Origin of the sequence: Aurantiacibacter zhengii (assembly GCF_003584125.1) — a bacterium.
In the GTDB taxonomy this organism is placed as follows: Bacteria; Pseudomonadota; Alphaproteobacteria; order Sphingomonadales; family Sphingomonadaceae; genus Alteraurantiacibacter; species Alteraurantiacibacter zhengii.
Window position 1 is genome coordinate 430,127 of record NZ_QXFL01000003.1, and the last position, 18,049, is coordinate 448,175.

An 18,049-nucleotide genomic window follows, 5' to 3' on the forward strand; every position below is an offset into this window, starting at 1 on the left:
TCCAACGTCTCTGGGGGCCTCGGCTGGGGGCTCCAGCTCAAAAGGCCCCAAATCGCACGAAAGTGAGGCCCCCAAATGAGCCTCAATGTGCAGGAAATCAAAGGCTTCCGGGCTGCCGACAAGTCGTACAAGAAATACGACTCGCGGGGGCTGCTGCTTCTGGTGAAGCCGAACGGCTCCAAGCTCTGGTATTTCAAGTACCGCTTTGGCGGGAAGGAAAAGAAGCTACCCATCGGAGCATTCCCTGAGATCAGCTTGTCGCAAGCGCGCCAGCTTCGCGACCGGGCGCGGCTCAAGGTTTCGGATGGCATCGATCCGATGCTGGAGCGAAAGCGCAAGAAGGCCAGGATCAAGCTTGGTGCCGAGAACACATTCGAGGTCATCGCCAACAAGTACATCGACGAGAAGATGGTCCCCGAAGGCAAGGCGGAGGCCACGCTGCGCAAGGCGCGCTGGTTCCTTGACCTGCTCAAGCCCGCAATCGGCAACATGCCAATCAACGACGTCGATCCGCAGTTGATGCTGGCGGCGCTCAAGAAACTCGAAGCCAAAGGCAATCTCGAAACCGCGAAGAAATGCCGATCCTTCGCAAGCCGCGTATTCAGGTACGGCGCTGCTCTTGGTCAGTGCCAAACCGATCCGACATCGATACTACAGGGCGCACTGGTCACGCCCAAAGCACGACACTACGCTGCGATCCTTGAACCCGAGAAGTTGGGCGGGCTCCTTCGCGCCATCGATGATTTCGAATGCTACCCGGCCACCAAATTCGCGTTGAAGATCGCGCCGCACGTCTTTGTGCGCCCCGGAGAGCTTCGCCACGGCGAATGGAACGAGATCGATTGGAACAAGGCCACTTGGACAATTCCCGAAGGCAGGATGAAGGCCCGCCGCATACATGTGGTGCCGCTGTCACGGCAGGTGTTGGAGCTGTTTCGGGAGCTGAAGCCGATTACCGGCGGCAAGGGCTACATCTTCCCAGCGTTCCATACGCGACAGCGCCCAATGAGCGAGAACACCATCAACGCGGCATTTCGGCGTATGGGGTTCACCAAAGACGAGGTGACGGCGCATGGGCTGCGCTCGACTGCCTCAACAATGCTCAACGAAAGCGGCCTCTGGCATCCCGACGCCATCGAACGTGCTCTGGCCCACGGCGACAGCAACGCTATTCGCGGTGTCTATAATCGCGGAAATTACTGGGATGAGCGCGTAAAGATGGCTCAGTGGTGGAGCGACCACCTCGATGCACTTCGGCAAGGTTGCACGCTTCAGGTCTCACCATCGGTTTGAGTAATGTCCGTACTGCTACGGCGATCAACCTCTATGACCTTCTTCAAATCGGCCAGATGGGTCTTTGTGAAATAGATCGTTTCGTCATTTTGCGCCAAGATTACCTCAAGCTCTTCGCTATCCAGATCGCAAAAGAGATCGAGCAACATATCATCAGTGCCATTCGCGAATCTGAATTTCGCTGCATCAGTTGGGCATAGCGCCAGATAATTCTGATGATAGCGCTTTTGCAGCGAAGGCAGGAACTCGACCCGCTCGAAATATGCGCTGCCGTCGTCAAGTCGGAAGGGCATGCGACGTTTGCAAACCTGGCAGAACAGCTCGCCGTCATTGGTATATTGCTGCCGCAGATATTGCCCCGCTTCGTCTTTCACATCTTCACGGCCAACCGACACACTTCGCGTACGCATTTCGGTTTTGCGCTCGGGGGCCGTCGCAGCGATCTCACCCACCTTTTCTGCACGTCGCTCGGGATTGCGTGGCTCGCTTACGGGCAAGTCGGACCGCGTCTTCAGACTTTGCCATTCGTCCAGAAGACGCTCTCGATCTTCCGCGGGCACTTCTGCGAACTTCTCAAGCCACTCTATGTCTTCAGGCTTCTCGAAACCAAGCTCGGCAGCCGCAGAAATTTTACGGCTTTTCTTCTCGGCGGCAACTGCTGCTTCAAGCCTAGCCTGCTCGTTCTTTGCCTCGACCGCCTTGCCGAACTCAATTCTCTTGAGCCAAGACAATCCAGGATCGAATACAAAGCCTTCAGGCAGCAACTCAGCTCTAGCCTCGTTAGGCTTCACAAAACCGCCGTCCATTTGCGGGACCCATGCAGAATTACGTAGTTGGCAGACCAGTTGGGAATCTGCATCGTAATAGCCGTTCGTGTAGTTCCATTGAAAGCGTGCCTTAAGCCAGGACGGATGGGGCCCCTGGTCATTAAGTGAATTCCAGATTAGCCGGGCGATCCGGATAGATTTGGCTGCAACCAGATGGTCGAATTTTTCAATTACATAGTCCTCATTTCTGCCTGTCGAAGTCCAACGTTGACCGGGAGCCGATCGCAAGTAGTTCCACTTGGGATTGCTCTGGCACCTTGCCTTCGAGACCTTTATTGTCGTGACCGCCCCGAGCGCTTTGGCAAGCTCAACAACCTTAGGCGTGTCGATCGGCAGGCTTTCATAAAGGGCTGCGAGCGGCGTTGCGTCGCCTCTCTTGCCGATGATCTCGTAATATTTCTCTAGGCCGGTATCCAAGAATGGGAGATCTAGGATAATGTCGGTTGGCTTATGCCACTTGCCGTCTGACCCCAGGAAAATCTTGAAGCTCTTGATCTGGTTCTTCAACGAAGCGTCTGCGTCAATCAGCTTGATGAAGCGCCTCAGGTGAGCAACATACTCCTTCTGCTTGAGCCTGTGGTCATCGCTCACATATTCCTTCTCAAGGAGCGATTTGACCAGTTCTCGCTCACCGATTTCCCTGACCCCGACTTCTTCCAGAAATTTGCGCGCAAACTTCTGCTGGACCTTGCTCTTGCCGGATTCATAAACGGCAGGATCAACGCACGCGACGATGTGCGTATATCGACGTTCTTCATCAGGGAAATAAGATTTCACACCTGTGGTTAGCGCCCCGTCTGATAGCCTGACGAGACGCGCATCCCGAAGTTGATAGAGATCGTCGGCGGACTCTGGCTCGCGAGCAAGTAGCGCATAGAATTGCTGAAGCCATTCAACCGGTTTTCCAGAGAACCACGCCATGAAGTCTGCGTCCGGATCGCCCCATTCCTCGTCGGCCTGATCGGAGACGTGTTCGAGAAACTCGGAAACATCCCATTCGCCAATGGCGAGGCCGTTCATGAAGCGTTCGACGTTCGTGCCCTGCAGGGCGCGATTGGCTGCCCAGCATGGCGGCACTTCATCGTACTCGATCAGAAATTCCAGATCGTCGGCCTTGAGCAAATCTTTCAGGGACGCCTTTGCCTGCAATAGTTTCCTGGCAGGAGCGTGGTCCTTCGCGTGGGTGGGCATCAGCGGCTCACCGTTGAACGCAGCGATCAGCGCTATCCTGATTTGCTCGTAGCGCTTGCCGAGAACATCCTGCGGATTTGGCAGGACGCCGAGAAATTCCGGGGTGAGAAGGCCAAGATCGCGAATGCCATGCATCGCGTTGGCGGCAAGGACAGCCAACTGCGCAAAGAGAGGTTCATTCGCCGCTGTGCTCTTGATACTTGCGCGGCTCAGCTCGGGAACGAAGGGCGCATGCAAATGGAAGCGCAGGCCGGAAGTCTCTTTTTCAGCGGGGAAGAAGACAGCAACCTGCCCCGCAACCGGAACGATCTTGAACTGCTCGGCTAATGCCTTGCGGCCATCAAACCCCTTGCCCTCAGTCAAGCCTTCGAGCGCAAATGCAACTGCAAGCTGATGCCTTTCTAGACCTTCGACCGGCGCATTGAATCGAAGGAAGTGCGAACTTGCGGTCTTTGCGCCGTCAGTCTCCTTGAGAACTTCAACATGTTCACTGGAATGCTCGACGCGAAGTATCGAGCCTGTCTCGTGTTGGTTAATCTTCCAATTGATTGCGTTGATGCTGGACAGGAAGAGCAAGGTAGTTTCTGCCAGCTCGCGAAGTCCGTTCGCGACCTCCGCGAACGCTTCTGACTTGTCCTTCTTCGGATTGTTGAAGGGCAACCAGAACCGCGTGATAGAGCGGTCAAGGTCGGGCCGCGCAATGGGCTCCGGCATGACAAGCCGCGAAATGCGGAAGGCGAAATCTCCGGATGTTATCTCCGGCGCAACTGAGTAGACAAAAACCGACTTGAAGCCGACGCCGAACTTGCCGATCTGGTCGGTCGCTTTGTTCTTCGTGCTGTTGTGAATGCCGGTGATCGCACGAACGTCTGCTTCCGAAAACAGCCGCTTCCCGTCATGCTCGAAAATGCAACCGTCCTCACTCAACGTGAACGTGACCTCGGTCGCCTCTACATCTTCCGCATTCTGGAGAAGCTCGAAAACAAAATGGGCCTGGTCGGGGTAAAAATCCTCGAAAATATCTAGATTTATGTCACCCTCATTGGCATCCAGCCCCTCAAGGAATTTCCTTCGCTGACCGGCGAGCTTTTCCAGAAAGTGGGACATCATGCGACCTCACGCACGCGGATCGTACCGAACATGACAGGCGCAGCTCTGACATCGCCGGTCGATCCGGCCTGTTTGAGCTCGGCGAAACGGCGTTCGAAGTCGGCATTGGCGCGCGCCATCTCACCCTGTTTCATGACGCGAATTTTTTCGTTGGTCGCCTTGGCGAGCTGGTCTTCCAGGGTCTTTACTCTTGCGCGGTGACTTACCGACAGACTTTGAATGCGATGGTCTGCAAGCTGCTGATTGGCCGCGATATGGTCGGCCTGTGCCGCCACCCACTTTGCATGATGGCGCTGGTCGAGATCGTCAAAGGCGAACGCGTACTCAGGAGTTCTGTCCGATAGCTCGCTAGCGCTCGGGAGGGCGTTCATCAGCCCTTTTTCGAGTTCGGCATTATCGGCAACGACAACAAGCTGCTCGTCCGGCCTTATGCCATGCATGGCCCATCTATAGAGCGCGAAGCGATGTTCTCCGGCTGGCAGGTCCGCCGCGACTTCAAGACGGCAATGGAGGGGTTCGGTTACTTCAAGCCATCTGGCCGCCTGACGGACAAGCGGATGAAGAACAGACAAATGGACAGCAGTCGGGTTATCGGACGCAGCCTTTTGATCGAACGTAACTGGTAGGTTCGGCGCGCCCCCTTTGAGCCATTTCTCCCAATGGCGAGAAACAGGATCGACGCTCCGCTTCAGTTTCCTGAAGTCTTCGAGCAAGGTGTTGCGGGCTGCTTGGCTTAGGCGCAGGTTCTTGAGCGGTTTGTCGCCCTGAATATAGTCGGAGCTCTCACCGAGCTTCGTCGCCAGATAGGTGGCGACGCACCTCTGGACCGCATATGGCGATAGCCATGTACTTTCGGCAGCCTCGATTTCGTCTTGCCATGACTGGCTGGGGACATTGAGGCCAAAAAGCTCTGCCTCTTTGGACTCAAGTTCCTGCTCTTCCCTGATCTTGCGGATGCCGTTATCCGAAAGCTGCTGGAGCCGCGCGGCACGCTCTTCTTCGGAAAGGACAAAATTTTCCGCGATGTCGTGGATTTCCTGCGTGATCTCTCCGAGGATTTCCTCGCTGCCGCCAACCGCATGTTCAAAGACACCAATGCGCATAAGGCATCGCTGGTAGATGTCGGCATCGACCGTTCCAGGCGTGACGAGATTGACGATGCTGATTGTTTCGCTTTCCTGCCCGTAGCGGTCGATACGGCCTATCCGCTGTTCCACACGCATGGGATTCCATGGCAGATCATAATTCACGAGATAATCGCAGAATTGAAAGTCGAGACCTTCGCATCCAACTTCGGATGAAAGAAGGATGTCGATGGCATCTGGATCGTCTTTGGGAAGCGAGAAGCGCTTGCGAAGGGAGGCGCGCTCCTCATCGTGAATGTCGCCATGGATAACTCCGAAACGCAGGCCCGCTGCCTCGGTGTGCCTCGCTAGGTACGAAAGCGTGTGCCTAAAGGTGCTGAAGACGAGCGCTTTGTTATTCAAGAGAGCGGACTTCTCTTTCAGCGTTTTGATAAATGCCTCGATCTTCCTGTCTTCAGGATCGAGATTCTGCGCCATCCTGATCAGCTCCTCGATTTCGGCCCTGATGCCATCGAGAAAGCTCATGTCCATTTCATCGTCGCGATCGGTGGTTTCGATCAGTTCCAACTGATCGAGTTTCCGGTCGAGCATGTCAGAGAGGAACGGTGCAAGTCCGTAGAGGCAGCTTGCAGCTTGACGCCGTATGGTCGTCATCATGAATTTGACGTTTTGTTGCCCGTGGCAACGCGCGAGAATACGCGCAATGACGCTCAGCAACCCATCATGTAGTGCGCGCTGATCTTCGGTAAACTCGACGGTGAGCGTGACCGGTTTCCTTGTTGTGAATTCGCCAATATCACGGCGGCGGGTACGGTTTATGACCGAACTGAAGGTGTAGAGCTCTTCAAGCTGCCTGGTCAGGGCGACGCGATCGGCATCGCCCAAATCCGCTTCCTGGAGCTGGTCAAAGGCGGCTTGAAAACTCGGCATCTCGGAAAGGAAGAGCGATCCCCAGTCGGTCCTTGCCGCTGCTTCGAGCTGCTCGATGGCGCTGCCTTGCCAGCCATCACCCTTCTCGCGGCAGAGCCGTATCGACTCGTTAATGAACCTGTTGGGCGCGGCCATCTGCTCGAAGCTGGCATGGTCAATCACCAGATCGGGACGCAGCACATTCAGCAACGTGAAAAGGTCGTCACTGCCGAGCTGCACCGGAGTGGCCGTCATAAGAATGACGGCCCGCGCATTGTCGCAAAAATATCGGACACCTTGATGCAGGAAGGTATCCGAGTTCCGAATGTGGTGCGCCTCATCGACGATCACGAGATCGAAAGCTGGAGCCGGATCAAGTGAAAGCAGCCCCTTATCCTTGCGTGACTTCTTGCCCGCCGGTCCGAAAATCAGGTCGGAATCGAATAGCGAGAATGGAAGGATCGCCTTTTCGTATTGCTCCGGCCACTCGCCCTCCAGGTCCGTTTCATGCAAACAGTGGCGCAGAAGCGGGCCGTCTAGGGGTGAAAAATTCTCGTCGAAGCGCTTCATTTCGGCTTGCCATTTTCTCTCGGCGACAAGCGCCTTCGGGCAGATGACGAGAATGGAGCTGATGTCCATCCTTGCCCGAAGCTCTTTGATTATCAGACCGGCCTCGATGGTCTTACCGACACCGACTTCGTCGGCAATGAGCAAGCGCGGCCTGTCCGAGCGGATCAGCTTCAAGACAGGACGATACTGGTAGGGCACAAAATTTACGCGGCCTGACCGCAGGGAAAACAGGTTTGCGGTAGAGGGAGATAAAAGCTGCAATGCTGTCATATGCGCATGCAGCTCTTCGGTGGTAACCAGATCGGCCTCTGATCCGCCCTCATCCAAGGCTTGAAGCTGGCTCTCGTAGAATGTGGCCTTCACGCCATCCTGAAAAACACGGTAACGGACCTCCGCGCCGCCGAGTAATACTTCGAGGATCGGGAGCCGCGCTGTAGTATCGGATCGTAATGTGACCAGATCGCCCGCTTCAAAAAGATGCGCTTTGCACGCTGGTTCAGCTTCGGCGTCGGGTTTCAATTCCTCCGCTGGGTCTTCCTGCGCCGGTTTGGTTTGCCCTTCGGTCATTGCGCCGAGTGCTGAACCCTTAAGTGTTTCAACGGCTTCTATTGATTGAGGACCGGCCCCGATAAGCCGAAGCAATCGCCCCAACGTGTCAGCATCCCTATATACTTCGGCAGGAGGCGTATCTTCAGCTGATAGATGAGCCCACTTATTTCTTATTGTTTGAAGCTCTTTGATCCAATTCCGCCCTTCACGCGGAAGAGCGAACCGATCTGATAGCTCGAACCAGTTCTGATCGAAAATGCGCAGCAGTGCAGCGAGATCGAACTGTTGCAGGGAAGCTTGTCGCCTTTCGCTAGCAATACGTTGCTGATGGAAACTTAGCTTATTAATTACATGGCTTTGCCACCAGCCATCAGAACAAGAAGGGAGCTTCAGCTCGAGAAATTTCGCCAGTTCGCCGGTAGCGAGGCCTAGTTCTTTGTGCATGCGGTCGAGCACCCCCTTCAGCGCGAGCGTAGTTTCCCAAGTCATTATGGCCAAGCTCAAATGCTGGTTCTTTTGCCAATTTCGGCAATACGCTCAGTAGGATGTTCAGCCATTGTTTTCTGCGGATCTGAGTGTGATGCCTTCGAGGGCCGGGCGCTAAGCGCCCGGCTCCTTCTTCTCGTCGTCCAGCGGCGTGCGCAGGACGATCCGGCCATTGATGGGCACCAGTTCCAGTTGAAGCGAAAGGCCTTTGCGGTCGCGATGGAACCACGCGGCTCCGATGCGGGTCCAGAATCCCTTGTCGCCCTTGTTGGCGACATGCCAGGCGAGGAAGTCCGGTGGATTGGTTTCCTGCGAGGGTGCGGTATTGCTGCGTGCCATGATGATTTCCTTTCGTGTCTGGTGGCTCGTTGCACCAAACGGGAAGGCCGCACGGCCAAGGTAAGGATTCATGTCCAACACGGGTGAGCGGAGCGAACCGGCGCGGGCCGGGCATTGAAGGCTGACCGCGTGTGGCCAGTGAGGGTGCTCAATAACGAAACCCCCTGATCGAAAGGCATGCAAACTCATGGCAAACCGTCACACTTGCGCGCTGGATCACTCTCGCCCAAACCTTCGCCATGGCAATCGAGGGCAGTTCACGGAAACGCTGGAGCGAAGAGGAGACGGTGCTCGCGCTCTATCTCTACTTCCAGCTGCCGTTCGGCAAGCTGCACTCGGGCAACCCAGAAATCCAGGAGCTCGCCGCTGCGCTCGGGCGCACAAACAGCTCGGTCGCGATGAAGCTTTGCAATTTCGCCAGCCTTGATCCAAAGATTACCGACAGCGGACGCAAAGGGCTGGACGGTGCATCCAAGCTGGATCGCGCCACCTATTCCGAATTCGGGCAGGACTGGACCGGTCTCGTCTCGCGGGCGGAAGACTTGTGGACTGCCCAGGTCGGCCAGTTCGAGCCACCTCCCCCGCCGTCACGACTGAATGAGAAGCGAAGCGAATTCCGGTTCGAGCCCTATCAAGGCGAGTCCACCACACAGGCACTCGTGAATCAGCGCGTTGGGCAGGATTTCTTCCGCCGCGCGGTGCTCGCCAATTACGAAGAGACTTGCTGCATGACCGGCATCGCCGATCCGCGCCTACTCACCGCAAGCCATATCAAGCCATGGGGCAAGGACAGCGACAACCGGCACAACCCCGCCAATGGCCTACTGCTTTCTGCGACACTCGACCGCGCCTTCGACCGCGGGCTCATCACGGTAGATCGCCAACGGCGCATACGCGTCTCGCGGCAATTGCGCGAAAGCCAGAGCCGCGAGACGCGCGACTATTTCCGGCAATTCGAAAACGCGACATTGCGTTCGGCAATCCGGTTCGATCCCGAACCGGCGTTTCTCGACTGGCACAACGAACACTGTTTCGTCGATCAACGCGCCGCCTGACGTGTCAGGCGGCGCGCGGACTGCTTACCTTCAATACTCGTTGGCGAGCATGATGGTCAGCACCCGCTGGGTAACGGCAGGATTGGCCGGGTCTAAACTGCCGAACCGCAATTCGCGGTCGTAGGCGTCGATCTTCCAGAACACTTTTTCGACAGGACGCGCGGGTCGCATCGTCGTCCAGCGACCTTCGCCATCCTGATAGATCGCCCCGAAATCGCGTTCTCCGTAGGGATCGTTGTCCGGCGTGAAAGCGTCGAAGGTTTCGACCAGTTCGCGCACCCGCGACTGATCTTCAACAGGCAAGGCCCGGAAGCCGTCGGTTGCAACTGCAACGCAGGCCAAGCCCATCGCCTGTCGCGCCCGGTCATTGAGCTGGGCAATCTGCTCGCTTCGGGAAAGAGTGCCAGCAGTCATTGCAGCGCCCTCCCGCCACGCTCACAAATATCGACCAGCTCGCCGAAATCTTCCCGCTCGCCCAGCTCCTCTGCAAGCCGACGCACTGTCCCGAACGGCAAGCCATTCTCGTTCGCCAGCATCCGCAACCAGTCCTCGCGGCACTCGGCTCCGCAAGCGCGGTAGTTCAAGATCGGGTCACCCATTTTCTGCCCTCCTTCGGCTGAAAGCCGCATCCGACACGCGGCATGCGGCCTGCCTTCCGGCGAGGATGGGAGGGGGAGGGAAAACCGGAATCGATGCCCTGGCGCGGGCCAGCGGGCACAGCCCGCCACACGGGGGCGTCTATTTCTGGTTTCGGGAACGAGAGGGCAAAGCCCTTGGTGTTTCCGCCAGGGATCGCCCGTCGATCCAGCAAGAATGGCACCCTTGCAACGGCGCGAAGCAGACGGAGGTCCTGCGCGCGCGATCAGTGCGCCAGCGGGCGTCTGGCAATGAGAGAGGCAAGAGTGCCTGCGGGTTAGCTTAAAAATGCCGCGCCCTCAGGAGTGCTGAAAGCGCGGGACAGAGCGCGTCCATCAGGAATTCCCGCTCAGCTTCGAACTGCTCCTGATCGTCACCCGGATGGGATGAAACCGCCACGCGGGTTCAGTCGAGCGCAGCGAGATAGAGCGGGTCGCCCGGGAGGGCAGTATCACCACACAGAAGTTTGCTACTGAATCGAGAGTCGAACCGCTTTGAGAACGAATTTCAGAAACGGATACGGAGTCAAAACAGCAACGAAATCCTCACGAAGAAAGTTGATGACACGTCCTTGAATGTTGCCAATCCGTTCCCATATCACCTGAGCCCTTGGAATTGGCCAAAGGGTGCGGTCGTTTACACTGTCAACCTGCAAGAGCGATATGATTACGGCGATGCCGTGGATCAGCCACTCTGCGAGTTGCAGCGGCGAGACTTCGATCTTCAACAATCGGACCTCCTCGACCATACAATACCACCTAGCGTTAACAGGCTCGCGTGGTTGCATTTGCGAGAAGGCAACCACGGATGGTGGCGTGCCTCTGGGGGGTCTAGCGGCGCCAGCCGGGTTCAGAGCCAGAACTATCCCCCAGAGACTGCTAGAAATGAGGGGGGATGGCAAAGCCGACTTGGTTCAAGCCGCGCAGGTATCGGCACTTCGATGTGCCTATAGGGAGTGAGTGGGCAACCACACTCACGCCGGAGCAGGTTGTCGCCCACCCGTGGTCCCCGCTGCTGCATTGGATCAAAGAAACACCGCGCTATCGACCGCTGGACGGCAAGACAGTGGTCAAGGAGCGTGACATCATGCACGCCTCGCACCGCGATGCATGCATCCTATCCAAGTACTCGCACGAGCTAACCGGCAGGTTGGATGCGTGGTATGCGGCAAACGGGCTGCATGAGGCGGTCATAGCCTACCGCTCCCTCAGAAAATCCAACTACCATTTCGCCGCCACCGCACAGACCTATGTGCGCGACCACGATTCGGTCGAGGCCATGTGCTTCGACGTGACCGGCTTCTTCGACAATATCGACCACAACCGGCTGAAGCAGCGGCTCAAGTGGCTGCTCGCCGTCGATGAACTCCCCGATGATTGGCACCGGGTGCTGCGTTCCGTCACCCGGTATAGCCATGTCAGCAAGGCGGATTTGAAGGCCCATCCCGTATTTGGGTTGCGGCTGAAACAGCGCGGCGCTGATCGCCCAATAGCGACGGTCAAGGAATTGAAGGCGGCGGGTATCCCGATCCAGACAAACGGCACGGGAATAGGCGTCCCGCAAGGTACGCCCATCAGCGCCAGTCTATCCAACCTTTACATGGCCGATTTTGACCTGACGATGAAGGCGCTGGCAGATAAGCATGGCGCGCTCTATCAGCGATATTCCGACGATATTCTTATCATTTGCGCCCCTGAACACGCCGATCAGCTAGGCGCTGCCGTGGCCGACGCGCTCACCAACGAAGCTTTGCAACTTCAGAATGACAAGACCATTCGCCAACGCTTCACTGGGGATGAGCGGGACAACTTCCAGTATCTCGGTTTCCAACTTGGCCTGGGCCCGGCTTTGGTCCGGCCCGGCTCCCTTTCAAGGCAGTGGCGCTCCGCAAAAAGAGCCATTCGCCGCTCTGAACGAAAGGCCGAAAGATTGGCGAAGGCCGGTCAGAAAGACAAAATCTACACCAGCAAGTTGCGCGGGCGATTGACCCATGTAGGGCTTCGCAACTTCTTGGCCTATGCTGATCGTTCTTCCGATGAACTCCAAAGCGAATCCATCAACCGACAGGTGAAGGCACTGCGGAAATTCGCCTTGCGCGGGTTGGCTCGGGTAAAAGCCATCAAGAATAGCTAGGCGCGGCTCGTCGGTTCCCATTTCCGACTAAGCGTCAGATTCCTTCGCGACCACAGTGTCATACAAACCGTAGTGCGTCAGTCCTTCGTGGCTCTCGATGCCGGTATAGCGCAATGACGCATCCTCATAGCGGCGGAACGCGAAAACCGCTTCGTTCATACGCTCGGTGTTGAATACGCGAAGGCGAACAAGCAGATGGAAATCCGCCACCGTCAGGCCAGTGACAGCGTGGAACAGGTCCGGTTCCAGCTTGGTAATCACGTCCTGTAGCTTGTTTTCCCGGAAATCGGTCAGGTACATGAAGGCCGGGATGCGCGTGGCAAACTTTATCAGCTTTTCCTGAACCAGCTTGCGCTTGGTCTTGAACTCCTTTTCCTCGGCGGTCAGTTCCTTCTTCTCTTTCGGGGTTAGCTCCCCATCATTGGCTTTAGCCTTGTCCTTGATTTCCTTAATCTTCTCGCTCTTGTTGATGATCGTCTCGATGATGTTGTCACCCAGTGCGCGCCAACCTTCGATCCGCTCAACAGCGGCCATTGCTTCGGGGTTTTCGAGAACGCGCCGCAACGTGTCGTTGTCCACGTTAACCAGCATGGCCGATTCCCATTTGCGGGCCAGCAGCGTCGCAGACGTTCCCGCCATCGCAATATCAAGGATGCCGCCTGCGTCGATCTGCATCATCTTCGCGCCGTCATAGGCCAGTACGGGCAGGAAAGAGACAAGCTCCTTCACGGCGTTTTCCGGGTTCGCTTCTCCAGGCGAAAGGCCGATGCCATATTCCGACAACTGCCGCAGCGCCCTAGTCGGGGCAAAATCAAACACGAAGCAGACAGGCTTGATGATTTCTTCCTCGTTCGGATTGTCGCCATTGGGATTCTTGATCGACCAGGGCGACTGCACTCGGAATGCCGCCTGAAAATACGTCTCCGGCGATTGAAGATTGCGAAGCATCAGGATTGAGGACCATTGCTTGACCGTCACCCCGGTGGTCAGCTTGCCACAGGAAAGCGTGATGGTCTTGGTATCGAACCCGCTGCCAACCTTGTCCCGAACGGGCGGCAAGGCATCAAGGCCGATGCCTGCCGACGCCCCTGCCGCCACGATCACCTGATAATCGTGCCAGAAGGTGTTGTGCTTCTCTTCCAGCAAGTTCGCCATCGCATGGCAGGCGGCGACATTGGGCAGGAACCAGAAGCTGTGCTGCAAATGAGGCAGCAGCCTTGTGTCGGAATAGGGCCATGGCGGAACAACGCCGGTCTTGATGCTGTCGAATGATCGCGGTGCATCGGGCGAGTTGCGAATGACGTTGAGCCATTTCTGCACCTCGTCCTTGTGCTTGAACTGCGCGAGAACGCCCGTGCCATTCGCAGCGAAGAACTCATTGAGGTCAAATTCATCCAGCTCGCCGCCGCTGGCAATGTGGGTGATCTCCGGCGGCATCTGGTAAGTCAGCAGACGCATTTGCGGCAATGCGCCATAGGGATTGCGATGCGCCGGATGCTGTGCGGCAAATTCCTCTTTGGCGCGCTGCTCGTCCGTATAAGTCCAGTTGAATATCTGCTCTTCGATGAACTCGCCCGTGGCCAGCGCCTTGAAGGGTGTGCCGGAGAGGTAGAGATAAGCCCGCGTCGTGATCGGTAGAAATTCGGTTTCGCTTTCCGACATGACGCCAAGGTCTTCGTTCACATCGTCCAGACCATCTGCGTACTCCAGCTTGGCTTCCTTCTTAGCCTCGCCTGCATCCTCGCCCTCGAAAAGCTCCTTAGCCGTCTCGCGCCATGCGCCGAAATGATATTCGTCGAACACGACCAAATCCCAGTTGATCGTGTGGAGCCATTCGTTGCGGGCTTTGATATTACCGGCCTTGTCACGCCCCAGCAGGTCTTGGAACGAGCCAAAATAGACCACCGGCTTATCATCGTCGATCTGGCTGGGATCGCGCCCGGAATTGCGGGAGAGATACTGCCACCCGTCGAAATCGACATGAGATTCAAGGTCAGTCTGCCAGGCATCCTCAACAGCAGGCTTGAAGGTCAGAACCAGAACCCGCTTCGCGCCAAGTTTCTTGGCAAGCTGATAGCTGGTGAAGGTCTTGCCGAAACGCATCTTGGCATTCCACAGAAAGCGGGGAACGGCATTGGCATCCTGCTGCCAGCGCGAATGGTAATAGGCGTAGGTCTGCTCGACCGCTTCCAACTGCTCCTTGCGCGGCGGAAAGTCCTCGTGGTGCGTGCCGGTGAATTGCTGCCCGCTGCGCAGTTCGGCCAGCACGGTTTTCACATCGGCCAGTGAACATCGCATCCATTCGAGCTGCGGATTGGCAAAGCCCTTGCGCCTGAGCGCATCACGCACAGCATGATCGGTGATAATGCCCCCGTCATCACGCTCCGCGCATTCGTCCAGCTCGATGGTGTAGTTGGTGATCGCAGCGGTCTTGAGCTGCTCGGCAATCCGCTGCTTAACATCGCGCGTGGTCTGCCCAACCTTGAGCATCCCAGCGTGAGCATCGTCCGCAATCGCGTAAGCGTAAATGCGCGGGCGAGCTACGGGCTTTGGGGTGAGAATTTCATCAACTGAAGGCTTTTTCAGAGATAGATTCATGCGCCAATTTCCATCGGCCTGATGACTGTTTCGACGTATTCGATCTCGGCTTCGGTAAGACCATACTTTTCGTAGAGCGCAGCATCAGTCCATTCGCGGTCCCAGCATTGTTGTGGAACCCACGAATACATCGGACGGAACGCATCCTGTGTAATCTTCCTCAAAGAAACGAGAAGCCGAAAGAACTTCGTCGAGTAGTAGCTCAAAATGCTTTTCGCCTCCTCCTCCGAGTCACAGAAGAAAAACAGGTAAGAGCCTGTGCATACGGATGGTGGTCCAGCAACAATAGGCTTGCCAAGAACCATTGCGGGGATCGCCCCACGTTCGCCGTAGGCTTTCGGGACCAGAATCTTCCAATTATCAATTAAATGCGCATTCTTTTCAATCGACCCGCGGGCCATGTATCCGACGCTTCGGTTCCCCTTATCGGTATAATAGATCGAGATATCGCCTGCCTTCGTATCTTTACTAAAGTCCCTAAAGTTCGACTCCATCTTAAATGGTTCACGATTGGTCAGTATATCGGATATTGAAGGTTCACCGCGAGAAATAACCTTGTCGAGTATTCCTACTGCCACATGATCTCTAATGAAAATATCGTAAGCACCTAATTCGCGCTTCACTGTAGGCATCTGAGTTTCGCCTTGAAACAAAGTGTATTCACAAGGCCCCTCATACTTCTGATCGTAGAGGAAATACTGAACGCCTCCTTCAAAATCCACACCGGGGAATGCTGTGGACATTTTTGTATAGTCAATAAGATGTCGAATATGTCCACCATTGAGCATCTTCGATCGAAAATCGTCCATTCCACGCCCGCCCGCTAGCCAACGAGATGGAATGACCATGCTGACAAAACGTGCATCCAGATTGAGAGCTTGCTCGACGAAGAGATGATAGATGGAAGAATCGCTCGAACCGCCAGCACCGCCAGTCATTTGGTAGGGGGGATTTCCAATAATGACGTCAAATTGCATGTCGGCTCCGAACAGCTCGCCGATGCGAGCCTTTATGTCGCTAGTGTGGATGAAGGCGTAGGCGTGGTTCTCTAGCTCCGGCTCGCGGTCAAAGAGCGCGCGCGGAGCACCACAAAATGAACACTTGGCACCATCCCAATCGTGCTCGGTCCGTTCGAACCAGACATTGCCATCGTCATTGGCAAATCCCGTTGCAACGGAATGCTCCCCGGTCGCATGCTTGGAGCAATAGAGGCTTCGGCGCGCCAGCAGGCTGGTAAGCCGGGTGATGCCGATCCCGAAAACCTGCTGCGTCAGGATATGGTCAACGCGGGTCTGCAAATCCGGGATTTCGGTTTCCAAGCCAGCGATCAACCGCTTGGCGATCTCCCGCAGAAAGACGCCGGATTTCGTGAACGGGTCCAGAAACCTGACCGAACTGTCCGCCCAGATGTTTGCGCCCTCGTTGTCCGCCGCCCATGCCTCTGCCAGCGTATCCAGCATCCGGTTGGCGAACTCCGGTGGCGTAAACACCTCGTCGTTTGACAGGTTGGCGATGCAGGTCAGCACATCGGGGTTGCGCCCGCGCAGCGCAAAGCTGGCCTGTTCAATCATGCGCTCGTCCCCGTTCCATTATTCGCCGCCGCAAGATCGCGCACGCTCATCGGCGGATATGTCTGTGAAGGCGTGAATATCTCGTGCTTGCCCAATGACGAAAACAGGGAGTCTTCGGCGCTGAAACTCGCCATGCCAGTCAGGACATCAAGCCGGAAATCGCGGCGTTGGAATTTCCCTTTGCCCAGATAACCCCATTCGACCACGCGGATCGGCGCGTCATCAATAGCGCGCATCGTCATGGCATCGCCATGCACGAGATTGAGCGAAAGAACGTGAGAGGCGGCACGATAAAGATCGTCATCCGTATCCAGCGCCAGATAGTCCGCAAAAACCTCCAGCATATTGGCGCGACATTCCGCGATATTGTCGGCCAGCAACTCGATGCCATAGCAGCACATCAGGCCCAGCAGCGCATGATGACGCTTCTCGAAGTCCGACTTGCCAAATTTCAATTCCACGGCGGCCAGCTTGCGTTGCAGGATCGGCACGAGGAAATTGCCGCTGCCACAGGCGGGTTCAAGAAAGCGGGAATCGATCCGCTCCGTCTCACCCTTCACGAGATCGAGCATCTTCTCGACCAGCCAGGGCGGTGTGAATACCTCCCCATGATCGGCAACGCGCTGCTTAGACTTGATTAGGGTCATGATAATACTTCGAAATGATGTTCGCAGCCGGTCTGCCGTTTCTGCAAGACGATAGACCGTACTACAAATTCTCTCAACGTATTGCTCGACCTAATCCGAGCTCAGGAATTCAGCAGCCTTTGCCGCCGCGCTCGCGGCGGTGAAAATCGCCCGGTTGTCGGCCTTGAGCACCTTCAGCCAGCTCGCGAGGTAGCTGGCGTGATCCGGGCGCGGGCTGGTGGAAAGACCAAGGTCGCCGCAGAGGAAGGCTGAACCAAGCTCGGCAACCAGCTCTTCCATGGCATACGCATCGTCACCGAACCGCTTGCCGAAGGTCCGCGCAAGGCGGTGGTTAGCGCCAGACCAATGGACGAGCTCGTGCAATAAGGTGGCGTACCAGTTCTGCGCCGCGCTGCCGCTGGCCGTTGCGAAGAACCGCTCGCGGTCTGGCATGGTGATCGTGTCGGAAGAAGGGGTGTAGTGGGCGCTGTCGCCATGGATGCGCACGCTGGCACCTGTGCCCACAACGAAGCCGTCCGCCTGCGGGATAGGGTCAAAGTCTTCGCCGTCCGGCACTTCGGGCAGGGCGTAGCCTTCGACCTGGCTGGCGTTGAACACATGTGACGCCTGCGCAAATATGCGGGTCGAGCTTTCCTTTTCCTTGGCCTGATCGTCATCGCGCTCGTCGAAGACCTTGTAGAACACGATGGGCGAAGCCTTCTCGCCCTTGCGGACCTGAGCGCCAAGGGACTGCCACTGGCGATAGGTCGCCCAGAGGCCATGTCCGAAGTCCTGCGCTTCGGCGCTGGCCCAGAGGGCGAGGACATTGACGCCGCGATAGGTTTTTCCAGTCGCCGCATTCACGGGGCGCGAAAGCGGCGCGGTGCTGCGATGCCAAGGGAGCGAGAATTTGTCGGTACCGCGTTCAAGGGCGGCGATGATCTGGTTGGTGATCGTATCGTAGATGCTGGCGGTTGTGATGTTGGCCATGGTGAAAATCCTTCGTCCAATCGTTGGGAACGCGGATGAAGGGACGGGCCGGATTGGCCGGGTGGGTCAGCGGTTACGCGG

Annotated in this window: 13 protein-coding genes; 3 read left to right on the plus strand and 10 right to left on the minus strand. The window is 56.6% G+C overall.

Features of this window, described 5'->3' with window-relative positions:
* The first annotated feature begins 75 nt into the window (after positions 1-75).
* A complete protein-coding gene (locus D2V07_RS09110; protein ID WP_119586647.1) occupies positions 76-1,293 on the plus strand; it encodes a tyrosine-type recombinase/integrase in 1,218 nt (405 codons plus the stop codon).
* On the opposite strand, the gene D2V07_RS09115 is transcribed toward D2V07_RS09110, so the two are convergent.
* The 3 genes from D2V07_RS09115 to D2V07_RS09125 form a co-directional block, all read right to left on the minus strand.
* Positions 1,272-4,421 carry a sacsin N-terminal ATP-binding-like domain-containing protein gene (locus tag D2V07_RS09115; RefSeq protein ID WP_147366926.1) on the minus strand — a complete coding sequence of 1,050 codons (3,150 nt, stop codon included), beginning with the start codon at positions 4,419-4,421 and terminating at the stop codon, positions 1,272-1,274. The genes D2V07_RS09110 and D2V07_RS09115 overlap by 22 nt on opposite strands.
* Positions 4,418-8,023: a DEAD/DEAH box helicase gene (locus D2V07_RS09120; protein WP_199698759.1), complete on the minus strand. Its 3,606-nt coding sequence runs from the start codon at positions 8,021-8,023 to the stop codon at positions 4,418-4,420. Before D2V07_RS09120 ends, D2V07_RS09115 begins: the two co-directional genes overlap by 4 nt.
* Positions 8,024-8,134: 111 nt before the next feature.
* Positions 8,135-8,359, minus strand: a complete 225-nt coding sequence (locus D2V07_RS09125) for a hypothetical protein (protein WP_119586759.1) — start codon at positions 8,357-8,359, stop codon at positions 8,135-8,137.
* Positions 8,360-8,598: 239 nt separating this feature from the next.
* On the opposite strand from D2V07_RS09125, the gene D2V07_RS09130 reads away from it, so the two are divergent.
* Positions 8,599-9,414, plus strand: a complete 816-nt coding sequence (locus tag D2V07_RS09130; protein ID WP_119586649.1) for an HNH endonuclease — start codon at positions 8,599-8,601, stop codon at positions 9,412-9,414.
* Between the two features lie 30 nt (positions 9,415-9,444).
* Here the strand turns inward: D2V07_RS09130 and D2V07_RS09135 are convergent, their stop codons facing one another.
* The 3 genes from D2V07_RS09135 to D2V07_RS09145 form a co-directional block, all read right to left on the minus strand.
* Entirely contained in the window at positions 9,445-9,828 is a 384-nt protein-coding gene (locus D2V07_RS09135) for a DUF3768 domain-containing protein (RefSeq protein ID WP_119586650.1), read from the minus strand.
* Entirely contained in the window at positions 9,825-10,013 is a 189-nt protein-coding gene (locus D2V07_RS09140) for a hypothetical protein (RefSeq protein WP_119586651.1), read from the minus strand. The genes D2V07_RS09135 and D2V07_RS09140 overlap by 4 nt, the downstream gene beginning before the upstream one ends.
* A gap of 506 nt (positions 10,014-10,519) precedes the next feature.
* Positions 10,520-10,777 carry a hypothetical protein gene (locus D2V07_RS09145; protein WP_147366927.1) on the minus strand — a complete coding sequence of 86 codons (258 nt, stop codon included), beginning with the start codon at positions 10,775-10,777 and terminating at the stop codon, positions 10,520-10,522.
* Between the two features lie 167 nt (positions 10,778-10,944).
* Here D2V07_RS09145 and D2V07_RS09150 point away from each other — a divergent pair, with 167 nt between their 5' ends.
* The gene (locus D2V07_RS09150) at positions 10,945-12,183 is read left to right on the plus strand and encodes a reverse transcriptase domain-containing protein (RefSeq protein WP_119586653.1); all 1,239 of its coding nucleotides are present in this window, start codon (positions 10,945-10,947) and stop codon (positions 12,181-12,183) included.
* A gap of 27 nt (positions 12,184-12,210) precedes the next feature.
* Here the strand turns inward: D2V07_RS09150 and D2V07_RS09155 are convergent, their stop codons facing one another.
* From D2V07_RS09155 to D2V07_RS09170, 4 genes are all read right to left on the minus strand, one after another.
* Positions 12,211-14,673, minus strand: a complete 2,463-nt coding sequence (locus tag D2V07_RS09155; RefSeq protein WP_233548319.1) for a DEAD/DEAH box helicase family protein — start codon at positions 14,671-14,673, stop codon at positions 12,211-12,213.
* A gap of 104 nt (positions 14,674-14,777) precedes the next feature.
* Positions 14,778-16,352 (minus strand): Eco57I restriction-modification methylase domain-containing protein, encoded by a 1,575-nt coding sequence (locus D2V07_RS09160; protein ID WP_119586655.1) that lies wholly within the window; start codon positions 16,350-16,352, stop codon positions 14,778-14,780.
* Entirely contained in the window at positions 16,349-16,999 is a 651-nt protein-coding gene (locus tag D2V07_RS09165) for an N-6 DNA methylase (protein WP_119586656.1), read from the minus strand. The genes D2V07_RS09160 and D2V07_RS09165 overlap by 4 nt, the downstream gene beginning before the upstream one ends.
* A 90-nt stretch (positions 17,000-17,089) precedes the next feature.
* Complete coding sequence (locus D2V07_RS09170; protein ID WP_119586657.1) at positions 17,090-17,968, minus strand: ArdC family protein; 879 nt, start codon at positions 17,966-17,968, stop codon at positions 17,090-17,092.
* Positions 17,969-18,049: the final 81 nt, after the last annotated feature.